The organism is Glaciimonas sp. GNP009, from assembly GCF_054343755.1.
Genome location: NZ_JBTGUV010000001.1, coordinates 135,811 through 150,128, shown reverse-complemented (window position 1 = coordinate 150,128; position 14,318 = coordinate 135,811). Strand labels below are relative to the sequence as shown.

General features: G+C 51.9%; 3 protein-coding genes. All 3 read right to left on the bottom strand.

All coding sequences use genetic code 11. The features are described from left to right. Window positions 1-13 precede the first annotated feature (13 nt). The 3 genes from ACXX82_RS00415 to ACXX82_RS00405 all read right to left on the bottom strand — a co-directional run bounded on the left by ACXX82_RS00415 (window position 14) and on the right by ACXX82_RS00405 (window position 14,074). Window positions 14-1,132: a hypothetical protein gene (locus ACXX82_RS00415; RefSeq protein WP_458562090.1), complete on the bottom strand. Its 1,119-nt coding sequence runs from the start codon at window positions 1,130-1,132 to the stop codon at window positions 14-16. Further along, complete coding sequence (locus ACXX82_RS00410; RefSeq protein ID WP_458562089.1) at window positions 1,129-11,775, bottom strand: hemagglutinin repeat-containing protein; 10,647 nt, start codon at window positions 11,773-11,775, stop codon at window positions 1,129-1,131. Before ACXX82_RS00410 ends, ACXX82_RS00415 begins: the two co-directional genes overlap by 4 nt. A 538-nt stretch (window positions 11,776-12,313) precedes the next feature. Further along, window positions 12,314-14,074, bottom strand: coding sequence for a ShlB/FhaC/HecB family hemolysin secretion/activation protein (locus tag ACXX82_RS00405; protein ID WP_458562088.1), 1,761 nt, complete (start codon window positions 14,072-14,074; stop codon window positions 12,314-12,316). Window positions 14,075-14,318: the final 244 nt, after the last annotated feature.

Genomic DNA, 14,318 nt, shown 5'->3' with positions numbered 1-14,318 from the left:
GATAAGAGGTGGCTTAGCGTGCTGCCGCATTATCATCCCGTATCTTCTGGTTTTTCGCTACCGTATCAGCGTGATCATCTGCCGCTTTCTTATTTGTGTCTGTAATTTCCACATTCTTCTGTTTCGCTTGCGCAATATCGCTCACCCTTTTGTCATAAGTATCAAGGGCTTTCGTATAAGTCTTTAGGCGTTCCTTATGCGTCACTTCCGCAGCCGCATTGGCAGTGGTGATCTCCACATTTTTCGCCGTCGACTCATTATGAGCGGTTAGCGCCTTGTCATAAGTCGCTGTCGCTTCGTCATGGTCCGCCTGCGCCTTCGTATTCGCAGTGGTGATCTCCACATTTTTCGCCGTCGCCTCATTATGAGCGGTCAGCGCCTTGTCATAAGTCGCTGTCGCTTCGTCATGGTCCGCCTGCGCCTTCGTATTCGCAGTGGTAGTCTCCACATTCTTCGCCGTCGCCTCATTATGAGCAGTTAGCGCCTTATCATAAGTCGCTGTCGCTTCGTCATGGTCCGCCTGCGCCTTCGAATTCGAAGTGGTAGTCTCCACATTCTTCGCCGTCGCCTCATTATGAGCGGTTAGCGCCTTGTCATAAGTCGCTGTCGCTTTGTCATGGTCCGTCTGCGCCTTCGTATTCGCAGTGGTAGTCTCCACATTCTTCGCCGTCGCCTCATTATGAGCGGTTAGCGCCTTATCATAAGACGCTGTCGCTTCGTCATGGTCCGCCTGCGCCTTCGTATTCGCAGTGGTAGTCTCCACATTCTTCGCCGTCGCCTCATTATGAGCGGTTAGCGCCTTGTCATAAGTCGCCGTCGCTTTGTCATGGTCCGTCTGCGCCTTCGTATTCGCAGTGGTAATTTCCACATTCTTCGCCGTTGCCTGCTTATTATCGCTTACCGCTTTGTTATAAGTCGCTGTCGCTTCCTTATGCGCCGCTGTCGCCTTCGTATTCGCAGTGGTAATTTCCACATTCTTCGCCGTTGCCTGCTTATTATCGCTTACCGCTTTGTCATAAGTCGCTGTCGCTTCCTTATACGCCGTTGTCGCCTTCGTATTAGCAGTGTCAATATTCGAGTTAGTCTCCTTCGCCTGACTATGATCAGCCAATGCTTTGTAATAAGTCTTCATGTCTTGCTTATAATCGTTCTGTGCTTTTTCAACCTTCTTCCCCCCTCTGTTAACAAAGTCTTAGCCACGGTTGAGGATGTTATCCCGGCTCCTCTCCCCTCACCCACTACTTTGAAATTCAGGCCGACAGTCTGAACTGAGTCGGCTACCGAAACACTGTTTGCGACAAAGCTCTTATCTTCATACAACTTCGTGAACTCTTTAATACTATGGACAGTCTGCTTTGGAATTGTAACAATAGTTCCAGTCGTTGGGTCCATGTAATCTATTGGTTCCACTTTTATTCCTGCGGCAAGTTCCTGGACGCTGGCACGGTTAATTTTTGTCATAACAGTTTTCAACTTGTGATCTACGACAGTATCCACAGAAACTATTGCCCCTGAGTCCGGGCTCTTGAGCTTCGGAGGTTCGACAGGTTTGACAGGAACGTCAGAGACAGGAACCGATTTTTTCAAGACAGGAATCTCTGGCTTAACAGGCACCTTGGTCTCGATCAAATCATTCTGTTTGAGTTTCGGCGGCTCAACAGGCGCCTTGGTCTCGATCAAATCTTTTTGTGTGAGTTTCGGCGGCGCGACAGGCGCCTTGGTCTCGATCAAATCATTCTGTTTGAGTTTCGGCGGCTCGACAGGCGCCTTGGTCTCGATCAAATCTTTCTGTGTGAGTTTCGGCGGCTCGACAGGCGCCTTGGTCTCGATCAAATCTTTCTGTGTGAGTTTCGGCGGCTCAACAGGCGCCTTGGTCTCGATCAAATCATTCTGTTTGAGTTTCGGCGGCGCGACAGGCGCCTCGGTCTCGATCAAATCATTCTGTTTGAGTTTCGGCGGCGCGACAGGCGCCTCGGTCTCGACCAATTTTTTCTGTGTGAGTGTCGGCGGGACAGGCACCGTAAGTTCAGCAGGGACTTTGACATGTGGAACAGGGGGAGGGTGTATAGGGTCGACCGGGTCTTTGGGCTTCTTAGAAGGAGCAGCGCCCGCCGAGATATCCATGGTACTCCCTGCAATATGACGATCATCGGTCACTACAGAGAGCTTGGTGGCGTCGGTGTTAAGTGTGCCCTTGTTCGCATCGGTAATTTTCACACCGCCAACTGTCAGGTTGGTGACCCCGATCGTGGCGTTTTGTACCTCGCTACGATGGATCTGATCATCCTTGGTATAACTGACGTCGCCACTTGGGATACCATCGGCTGCCATACCGATCTGTCCACCCCCTCCATTCCCATCCTTGTCCACCGTGTCGACCAGTTTGGTTGCCGTGACCTTACCGCCCACCGTTACCTGGCCATTTCCGGTATCGGATACAAGATGCGCACCGCTCAGATTGACATTGCCGGCCAGATTGGCATTCAGCGTTTGGGTTGCTTCGATACCGGACTGTTGTTTGGTCGTGCTACTGTTATCCCAGCTATGCGTGCCCGATGCGCCCACACTGCCCATCGGCATCAACCCATGGTCTCCTATGGAAGCACCGCCCGACAGATTGGCACTCCAGCCGGTCGTGGTGGAATCCGCCACATCCTGCACGCTGGTGATCGTTGTATTGCCACCGACTTTGAGAGCCACGCTGTCACCTTTGACATTGGCACCGGTCAGGTTCAAATCGTTCTTGGCAGTGATGGATACATTCTTTGACAGCAAATTACTGTTGGTGTAAGTCTGTCCTGACGTATCGGTCTTTGAATCGCCACCGGCCACACCCACAGTCGCGCCGACACCAGCCGACCCCGTTGCCGCATTGGTAGACAGAGAACCAGTGACATTCGCGCTGATATTGAAATCATCACTATGGCTGGTACTGGTGCCTTTGGCAGCGGTGATATTCACATCGCCGGCTGAATCGAGTGCCAGGTCATTGCTTTTCGACTGGACGCCATTGAGATCAATATTCCCTTTGGTACTGGTAATGGTAATTTTTCCGGCATTCAGATTCGTGGTATTTTCTTGCGTAGTACTCTTACTGGTGGTGGTCTGCTCGTAGCCCACTTTCAGATTCGCGCTGGCACCATAAGTATCACCAAACACCAGATTCGTCGCATCACCAACATAGGTACCTGCTTCCAGCGCACCGGTACCGGCATCTTTGGTCTGACCACTTTTCATCTTCTGCGCTAATTCCATCGTATCGTCGGCTAATTTTTTGATGGAACTATGTTGCTCATCGTTATTGCCAAATGTAATCGAGCTATCCTCATGGGTCGCCGACATCGTGTCGACATATTTGGTCGAGGCAACGTTACCGGCCGTAATAGTGATGGAACCGGTATCCGCATCGGATGTCAGATCGGCGCCACCGATATCGACCGTATTAGCACTCTTGAGAGTAATACTGTTTCCAAAACTCAACGTCGCGTTGTGATTCGTCATTTGACTCATGGTATCTGTGCTGTTCTTGATTTCCATTCCATCGGAAGCATTCCCCAGCGATCCTTGCGCATTGGTGGTGCCGACCGGTGCCGACTTATTAGTACCGTCATTCATACTGGCGCTCGTCGTTCCCCCTACGCCAGGAATCGTACTATAGGCCGCACTGGCACTGGCATCCCCCACCCCTGCTTGCGCGCTAGCTACAAAGCCGACACTCGATGCGGTCTTGTTCTCGTAACCATAATCCTGAGAAGCGGCGATAACCAGGTTGCCATCCTTCGCATCGATCACCGCATTGCCGCCGGTGTACGTCCCGCCCGTGAGCGTGATGCCCTGGCCGGTCATATTAAGGGTACCCGTCTTACCAGCCGTAATCGTGGTGCCGGCTGCATTAGACTGACTCTCGGTATCGGTATTATTGACGTTATAACCTGTACCCTGTTTGTGTTCGCTGGTGTAACTCGAACTCACGATATTGAGCGTCTTGGTTTCGACCTTCCCGGCACCGGCATCGATGTTGATATTATTGCCGCTGAGGTTCGCGGCCGTCAGCGCAATGCCGTTACCGGCATGCATATTCAAGGTGCCAGCCGTACTGTCAGCGCTGATGGTGCCCTTGTTGACAATGGCGACCTTGCCTTTGGCGTCATAGCCGACCTGCGCCGTATCGGTGATCTGACCACCGGCACGCAAGCTCACGTCGTGACCCACAATGCTCGCACCGGCATTGGTGATATTGCCCAATGCCTTAAGGGACACCCCTTTATTGCTCGTGATACCGCCATTGATACCGCCATCGGCGATGTTGGTGATGTTGCCGGCAGACTGTAATATCACCCCATTGCCGGCATGGATCGAGCCGTTGACGTTGGTGATGCCATTAGCGTTGGCAGACAGACTGATCACGCCCTGAGCCGACAGGGTCGCACCGCCGGTCGACGATGCTGCATTTTCTGCATCCACTGCGGCCTGGCTTAGATAGACTTCCGGTATCAGCACCGATTGGTTATCCAGCATTTCACTGACATACCAGACGATGTTTTCGGTTAATCCTTTTAACTGCGCCGCAGTCGGTGCCACACCGACCGTCAGTCCAAGCGGACCCGCCACCGTACCGGCGTTATCCATCAGATTTTCGACCAGCGCTGCTCCGCTCAAGGTTTCCGTCTGACTCAATTTGCTGCGGACCAGCCGGCTGATATCCTGGGTGGTCGTATAGTTATCAAACGCCGTTGCCACCTGCACACCCGGGTTATACCCGACGCTGGCAAAAAAGTAGGCGGTGCCATAATACTGCGTCTGATCGACGTAAGCGAAACTCGTCGAATACACTGGAAATATCAGCGGAGCGACGGAGGCCACACTGACCTTGGCGCCCAGGGCGACCAGCGGCGCACTTTTACCGCGTAAATAGGTCGGCAAGGTATTGACGGTATAGGTGTGGGTATTGCCTAAAAATGCCTTCAGATTCTCGATGGTATAGACTCGCACATTACCTTTCGAAATATCCGCACTGGCGCTGCTTGCGATATGCGTATCCCCCGAAGAAACGTCGCTACTGTCGAAAGGACTCAGGCTTTGCGTGAGCGCCACATGATTGATCGAGGCAGTTAACGCACCGGTCACCGTTGCCACCTGATTGGTCGGGGCAGTTAACGCACCGGTCGTCGTTGGCAGATTTTTGGGGCCTATCGTCGCCGTACTGGACTGCATCATATGCTGTGCCGCACCATCGCCATTGTTCACCGCACCGCTCCCTGCATCCAGGACAATATTACCGCCGGCGTTAATCGTGACTGGCTGTGCCGGTAAAAATTCCTGGCCAGGCAGCGTCGTCGCATTGAGGACCGTCGTCGCCCAGCGCGAACGCAAGGTATTGTAATCCTGGGCGTTCCAATCTGCCCCTAATGCCGTATTGAGGATGCTCGTTAACGTGCCGTTTCCTGTGGCTTGCGAAAGAGCATGCATAAATTCGGCACTATCAGCAGTATACGCGGCCCAGATCGTATGCGTCTGGGAACCCGTCAAGAGGAAGTTAAGCATGTCATACACGCTGGTAAAGCGCGGCTGATACGTGTCGGCAACCAAGTTGCCAAAGGCATCTTCCTGACCGGCCGACAGCTTGATGCTTGTCGGGATCTTCAACAGGTCCAGTAACGTGAGATTGAGGGGCTTGCTCAGGTTATTGATATTACCGTTGATCTGCACACTGCCGCCGGCGAGAATGTTTCCACTATTATTTAAGGTGCCAGACTTTCCTTTTTGCACACCTTCGTTCAAGATAATATTGCCATCTGCTTGCAAAACTCCCTGCACCAGCGTGAGCGTCGAAACCAGCGTTTTAATATCATTGAGCTCGACTGAATAGGCGACTTCCCCGAATGTAAAATTGTGTACTTTACCGCCACTCGCGTTCCCGGTACTGCCCACCGTGTAGGAACCACTTTCAGTACTGTTATTGTTCAATACATTGGCGTCGACAATCAGGTTACCACCTGCCTGTATCGTTCCCGTGGCCGAATTCTCCAGGGTTCCCGGGGTCTGAATCTTGACATCCTTAATCCCCCACAGCAATCCGTTGGCATTGTTAGTCACGTCGCCAGCTGCAGTAATGCCCAGCGTAATGCCACTTTCAAGGGCTTGATTATTCACCACCGCGCCACCGGCATTGACCTGAATCCCACCTGGATTGGCAACGACGATATCGACCGTCACTTTATGCGCATTGAGGGTCAGTAAAGTGTCGGCGATCGGCAGAATATTGAGGTTCGTCAAATCGACATCTTCGCCACCCTTGAAAGTCACCGTCGCATTGTTTTGTGAAGACTCGGCACCGACCGGGGCCACGTTGCTATAGTTATCGGTATTCACAGTCCATTCGTTGCCCGCCTTGATCGTGCCGGTCGCCGTGTTGGTAAACGACGTCGTATTCATCAATACGGTGTCTGTCGCATTGATGGCCGCCGCATTAGTCAACGTCTTGGCGTCGACCCGGATCATGTTTGCCGCAATCGTCCCCTTGCTGCCGGTATTGCTCACCGTAGCTGCAGTGGCAGTCACACTGTCGGTAGCCGATAGGGTCGCATTATCGTTCGTGATGGCCACGCCAGCGACCAGTTCAGCCGTCGTCCCTTGTATCGTCGCCCCGTTGAGATTGCTGATACTGCCTTTACTGGCGTTGAGACTCAGGTCACCGCTGGCACTAATCATTCCCGCGTTGGTATTCGACAAAACACTCTGGGTCCCGTCCACACCACTGGCATTGATCGTCATGTCACCCACTTGCACCATGCCCGTCGCATCCACGCCACCGGCCTGTATCGTCGCACCGTCATTGACTACCGTCACTGCGCTCAGGCTCACCGCCTTGATACCTTGCATCCCTGCACTCTTGAGATTGCTGATACTACCGTTCTGCGCTGCAAGCGTGAGCGCACCGGTTGCAATAATAACCCCTGCATTAGTATTTTCCACAGCGCTCAAGGCCCCGTCCACACCACTCGCGCTCACCGTCAGGTTGGCCACTTGCACCACGCCCGTCGCATCTGCGCCACCGGCCTGTATCGTCGCACCGTCATTGACTACCGTCGATGCGCTCAGGCTCACCGCCGTGATACCTTGCATGGTCGCACCCGTGGTATTGGCGATGCTGCCGTTATTCGCAGTGAGCGTCAATTGCCCACCGCCTTGTATCTGGGCGTTGCCAGTATTGGCAATGCTGCCCCGCTGTGCGGTCAACGTCACATCGCCATTGGCATTGAGAATGCCGGCATTGGTATTGGTCAACGCACTTTGCGTGCCATCGGTACCACTCGCGATCACCGTTAGGTTACCCACTTGCACCACGCCCGTCGCATCTGCGCCACCGGCCTGTATCGTCGCACCGTCATTGACTACCGTCGATGCGCTCAGGCTCACCGCCGTGATACCTTGCATGGTCGCACCCGTGGTATTGGCGATGCTGCCGTTATTCGCAGTGAGCATCAATTGCCCGCCGCCTTGTATCTGGGCCTTGCCAGTATTGGCAATGCTGCCCCGCTGTGCGGTCAACGTCACATCGCCATTGGCATTGAGAATGCCGGCATTGGTATTGGTCAACGCACTTTGCGTGCCATCGGCACCACTCGCGATCACCGTTAGGTTACCCACTTGCACTGCGCCCTTGGCATCCTTACCACCGGCCTGTATCGTCGCACCGTCATTGACTACCGTCGATGCGCTCAGGCTCACCGCCGTGATACCTTGCATGGTCGCACCCGTGGTATTGGCGATGCTGCCGTTATTCGCAGTGAGCGTCAATTGCCCGCCGCCTTGTATCTGGGCCTTGCCAGTATTGGCAATGCTGCCCCGCTGTGCGGTCAACGTCACATCGCCATTGGCATTGAGAATGCCGGCATTGGTATTGGTCAACGCACTTTGCGTGCCATCGGCACCACTCGCGATCACCGTCAGGTTGGCCAACTGCACCACGCCATTGGCATCGGTTCCGCCCGCCTGTAATGTGGCGCTGTCATTGACCACGTTGGCTGCCGTGAGCGTCAATTGCCCTATGCCCTGGATTTTTGCGCCGCTGTCGTTGGTAAGGGTACTCCCAGAAGTGATCGCCACCGCCGTATTACCACTTAACAATCCGTTAGTGCTGTTATGAACGCTTGTGCCCGCTTGCAAGGTCAGACCCGCGCTGTCAGATATTATCTGCGCGGCCGTATTAGTGATCGCTGCCGTGGTCGTGACATTTACAGCGCCACTGGCTTCTATTCCCGCTCCCCCTGTATTGGACACATTCTGCGCTGATACATTGACAGTGGTGCCATACACATAGGCACTTTTACCCATGCCACTGTTGTTACCGGTATTATTGACATTCTGTCCGGCAGAAATGGTTGCAGCCTTGCCTGCCTGAAGCTGACCGCTATTGTTCGTGTTGCCGTTCTGGGCGGTGAGCGTCAGTAACCCGCCCCCTTGTATGGTCGCGCTGCTGCCATTGGTGATGTCGGCATTCTGTGCGCTGATCTTCATGTCACCGCTTGCGGTGATGCTGCCGCTGCCCGTATTCGCTACCGCATTGGCGCTCGCACTCGGACCATTCGTGGTGATCGTCAGGTTGGCCAGCTGCACCACGCCATTGGCATCGGTTCCGCCCGCCTGTAATGTGGCGCTGTCATTGACCACGTTGGCTGCCGTGAGCGTCAATTGCCCTATGCCCTGGATTTTTGCGCCGCTGTCGTTGGTAAGGGTACTCCCAGAAGTGATCGCCACCGCCGTATTACCACTTAACAATCCGTTAGTGCTGTTATGAACGCTTGTGCCCGCTTGCAAGGTCAGACCCGCGCTGTCAGATATTATCTGCGCGGCCGTATTAGTGATCGCTGCCGTGGTCGTGACATTTACAGCGCCACTGGCTTCTATTCCCGCTCCCCCTGTATTGGACACATTCTGCGCTGATACATTGACAGTGGTGCCATACACATAGGCACTATTGCCCACGCTGGTATTATTGCCGGTATTATTAAAATCCTGGGTCGCAAAAATGGTCGCAGCGCCGGAAGTTTCAAGGACATTGCTGTTGTTAATCCCGCCATTTTTCGCGATCAGCGTCAACAGCCCGGTACCTTGCATTGTTGCGCCGCCCGTATTACTGATGTTGGCGTTCTGAGCGATCAGGGTCACGTCGCCATTGGCGGTGATGCGCCCACTATTGGTATTGGCTACGGCATCCTGGATGCCATTCCCCCCACCGGCACTCACATTGACATTACCTGTCTGAACGTTCCCATTGGCATCGGCACCACCCGCCTGCACTAAAGCATTATCATTGACCACATTCGCTGTGGTCAATGTCACCTGGCGCACCCCCTGGATTGCCGCGAGGCTATCATTGAGAATACTGCCAGTCGCATTCATGGCCACGGTATTGCCACTGACGATGCCTGCTGCGCTGTTATGGATGCTGGTACCCGCTTGCAGAGTCAGCGCACCGGCGTCGGACACTATTTGCGAACCCGCATTCGTGATTCCCGCGGTAGTGACCACATTCAAGCCAGCGGTTGCTTCCACCTCTGCGCCGGCCGTATTGACCAGATTCTGCGCTGACAGATTCAACGTCGCTCCGTACACATAGGCACTGCTACCGACCCCGGTATTGTTACCGGTATTATTAAAATCTTTGGTTGCCGATAGGGTCGCCGCGCCGGACGCAAGAAGCTGCCCGCTATTGTCAATACTCGTGGTCTGAATCAGCATATCGTTGGAAGAGGAAATTGCCGCATTAGCCGCATTGCTCAGTGCGGTCGCAGTTAACGTCAAATCACCGTTGAGTGCGCCAATCGTATGCGTGTTCGTCACGTTTTTGGCGGAAATGCTCATCGCACCATAGGTCAGCATATTACCGGTATTGGAGGCGGCAGTACCTGATCCCATATAGTTAGCCAAATCGCCGCTCATAGTATAGGTCGCAGTACCCTCTGTGGACGTATTCCCACTGATGATACTTCCATAGTTAGTCAAGCCATCAAGTGTCACCGTCAGGTTAGTCAAGGCATTGATGGTCCCTGTATCGCTCATCAGCAAGTTGGCTACGCCTCCACCGGAAGAAACGATATTGACCTTGTCGCCATTGAGGGCACCGGCGTTGGTAGCTGTACCACCTAACGATACATTCAGGTTGCCGCCCGCGGTAATACTGCTTGCCCCCTCATTGACTAACGTCGTTGTGGTGAGGTTAACATCGGTCGCGGCAAAGATCGAAAGAGCATTATCGAGGCTCGAAGACGTGATACTCACAGCGCCATTCGCAGCGTTAATCGCTCCGGTATTCTTGACTGCGACACCGGCCGCGATCTGCACATTGGTACCCGCCGAAATGATGCCTCCAAGATTTGATACGCCGCGTGACGCCTGGATCGATACGCCGCTACCGGAAACCACACCACCGGTTGCACTGATGCTGCCACCCACCACCGGATCGCCATTCGCATTCAGTACCACAAGAACACCGTCACGCATTACAGGCGAAGCCCCGGGAATGATGCTGCCATCAGCATTGAGTACGTTGAGCTTTCCGGTAATGGAGACATCACCCTGGCTCACTATGCTGACCGCATTGTCAGCTTGCGTGCTGGTACCGGTTAACACCGCATCGTTGAACGTGACGTCCTGCGCGGTCAGCGCAACTGTCGAGCCAGTCGCATTATTATTGAAAATGGCTGCTTTGGTCGCAGTCACGGTCAGTGCCCCTCCAGCCAGCAGACCGTCGTTTTTTCTACCCAATCCCGCTGTCACCGCTTGTCCCGACAATACTAGGTTGGCACCTGCATGTACCTGCGCTACCACCAGGTCACCATTGGCGCTCATCTGAATATCATTTTCACTAGTGATTAACCCGCTTTGTCTTACCCCGGCCCCCGCTTCGGTGCTCACCAGCAGCACATTATTGCCGTACATCGAACCCGCATCCGTACCGGAAATGCCGGCAAGCGGCGCAGCTGATGCACCCGGACTCTGGGCGATATACTTGCCCGTGTTCGCATCGTATTGATTGGTCCCGGCAATCAGTTTCAGATCCGCTTTTCCAGTGCTGTCGGTGATAGGACCGCTCACGGTAATACTGCGCGCGATCAGCGCCAGGTAGTCCAGACCGGTGGTGTTGATCCCTTGCGTGCCCACTGTCAATGCGCCGCCGGTGACGTTCAATATCGGCTTGGCACCACTAACGTCGCTCGGTTGCCCGGTACTAAAGGTGGCGTTCGATATATTGACTGTCGATACGCCATTGAGACTCAGACCAGCTGGACTCGATACAAACAAATCCAACGGTTGACCAAAACTCTCCACCGTCCCCGCTATCGCGGCAGCGGTCGATCCCACATTCTGCAGTAATACGGCACTCGACGAGGAAGTAATATTCGGGTTCTTCATCACCTGCCCCCCTGTTTTTGAGATGGCGTTGACCAGACTGTTATTAATGATGACGCCGTTGGTCACATTCATTTTACTAAACTGATTGACCGACAGACCACCGGCATTGGCCTGGGTGATATTGACTACCGGCTGGCCGTTTTGAGAAGCGGTGACCGTCGGGCCACTCACCCCCGTGGTCGGTGTCAATGTCGTGGACCAACCGAGCATGGGCAGCAGCGTCGTGATCGCAATCACCTTGCCCATGACACTGGCAGTCTCGCCAGACGATTTGCCGCTGATCGTGCAATTTTCACCAACCGGCACCAGGCACTTTTGATGACGACTCCACACAAGTTTGAATGTATTTTTATTCATATTTATATTCCCTTATGCAACAAATTCGTCACAAATTAAATGTGCCCGAAGGCTAATATTTCTAAATAAATGGCTCTTGACTGCCTTAACCAGACGTACAAGCAACCTGTAATGTGTCAAGCGCTAGCTCCCATCAAACGGAGGAGAAGACGATAAGTCGCACTTTATTCGACAAAGTTGATACACCATCCAATGCATATTTCTTGCCAAAAATATACGTGAGGAAAAAGCTTCTTTATATGACTGAAATAAAAAAAAATGTGAATATAATGCCTACAATATGGAATTAAAAACTTCACACGAAAAGAGATGCACGAGCACAAATGGAGCGAACTGGAACTAAGTTGACAAGGTCGTAGATCACGCTACAAAACGTGACTTCGAGCCATATAGAAGTGTAAAAAGAAAGATCCAATGTGGCTTAGTCGATAGATACCGTTCACGCCATGCATTGATAAGGCCCTTGCAAGGCAATCACCCATTTTGGACAGACAATTTAGTACAGCTTGACCATCCTGCTGCGACACACCCTAAACCATCAGGTGGAAAAATTTGCAATGAGATGAACGACATTATTTTGGGAAATGCCCGGCTGACTTGTGCCGGGTGTACAAAGGGGACGCCCAATGACAAATAAAATCGAATTTTTCCCATACGCCGCAGTGACGCCCACAGCAGCACCAAGAAGCAGTTCTGACTGCCTAAGCTTTTCAGCATCTTTTAAAATCGCGAAATCGATACCGATAAAAGGACTTAATGTCAAATTAATCGCTTCAAACTGCACAGGACGCGTCATTGTGTTGGATAGATATAAACCATTGTCGGCCGAATACGGCGTGCCGTAATAAGCTCTGACCGTGTAGGCGTTACCGACAGAAAATTTATAGGCGGGTATCAACCCTGTTGGTGAATACTGGCCGCCAAACTTGAGTTGGTAATTCAAATTTTGGGAGGCAATCGTTAAATCGCGTGACCACGCACCATTGAGAGTAAAACGATTAATTGGCTTCTTATTGTCATTGCCGTCCACAGAAGCATCCAACGAACTTGGCCAAGTCAAGCCACGATCAAATTCGGTATTGCTAAAAATTGACCCCCCGAAAACGGATGTGCTGTACTCCGCTCCTACACCTATATTTGTATATCTTCCGCTACTGGCAGTAAGCTTCTGTCCTGCCAAATAATTGTTGATTTTTTTTGTTTCCATATTCGCATACAGAACCAGCTTGCTGCTTGCGGAACGATTAGCAATAGTATCCATTCGCGCGCCCCAAGTATTCTGGATGCCACTAGAAAGATAGTCACCATACAGGGCATGCAATAATCTTTTATTGTTACTATTGTTATATTTAATACCAAAAGAAAAAGCCCCGACGGGAACGTGATAGTCCATACCGTATCCGACTAATGCGTTATTTGTTGGGTCACTGTACACACGATCGGTGAGGGAAAGTTTTAGTGAATCGTTGAGGCCTGTTAAATTATAAAAGGAGGCATCAATCTCGCTGCCGTCGCGCCCACTATTATCGGTTCCCGCACCTTCGTTATCGAAGGAAAATGCAAACTTCGGTGAATTTATGTCAGCGAAGTGCACGTCCAGAAATGAGCTACCGAGTTCTTTCCCAGCTACTACTTTAACGGTTGCCTTGCCGTCGCCCCCCGCGCCCAGATTTTCGATGGCTTGGTCGACATCTTTAATATTTAAAATTTTCCCGACAACACCAGGCAACGCAGCGTTTAGACGCAACCGTTGATGCCAGTTCGCCGGTGCATTGCCATCGACTAGCCAGTCGGCAATACGTCCCCAACGGAGCGAAAGTTTTAAAGTACCAGTGCGAAGATCACTTTGATCCACGGTAACGTAGGTAGTGACGTACCCCAACCCAAACACCAGGTTGGTTAAGTCTTTGACTAAGGAAAATATTTGGCTTTTATCCAAATTCTTTCCTTCATATTTTTCTAATATCGGACGGCTGTTGATTGAGGGCGAATTTGGTCCGCTGTTCAATTTAATGGTGGAAACAAAGAACGATTCTGTAGTACTTACTTTGGCAACATGCAACTTTTCGTCAATTGAGATATTTTTATCTTGTTCCTGGTCTTGCTCTTGTTTATGAATTTCTGTGTTGATGTGAGATTGTATGTTTTTTTGATTTTGAATCTCGGCGGCACGATCCAGATCAGTTTGACAGAAAGCGGGTATGGCATAATTTAACAAGCATAAAAATAGCGCTAACTTGCTGCTACGTTCTTGTGCTGATTGCAATATATTGCGATGTAACGGTTTATTGTCCAACATGAACATCCTCGGAAATTAGTGTTCGTAAAATTTTTACTACATACTTTTGAGACGTCTTAACTGGAATGACGAACAAAGACCCAGCAAAAAAGCCTGATGAGAGATTTTTTGAGGACATCCACTTAGACGCTGATCAGAATGACTTCGCCGCGTTTGAGCAAAAATTTCAAAAAACTTGAAAAAATGTCTGTTTACCGTCGACCACAATACAACGTCAAAAATTCTTGGTTCCCTGGAGAAAAAC

Bases quoted from the DNA above. Each gene is read 5' to 3' on its own strand.
- ACXX82_RS00415 (WP_458562090.1), bottom strand. From the start codon at position 1,132: ATGAAGACTTATTACAAAGCATTGGCTGATCATAGTCAGGCGAAGGAG.
- ACXX82_RS00410 (WP_458562089.1), bottom strand. From the start codon at position 11,775: ATGAATAAAAATACATTCAAACTTGTGTGGAGTCGTCATCAAAAGTGC.
- ACXX82_RS00405 (WP_458562088.1), bottom strand. From the start codon at position 14,074: ATGTTGGACAATAAACCGTTACATCGCAATATATTGCAATCAGCACAA.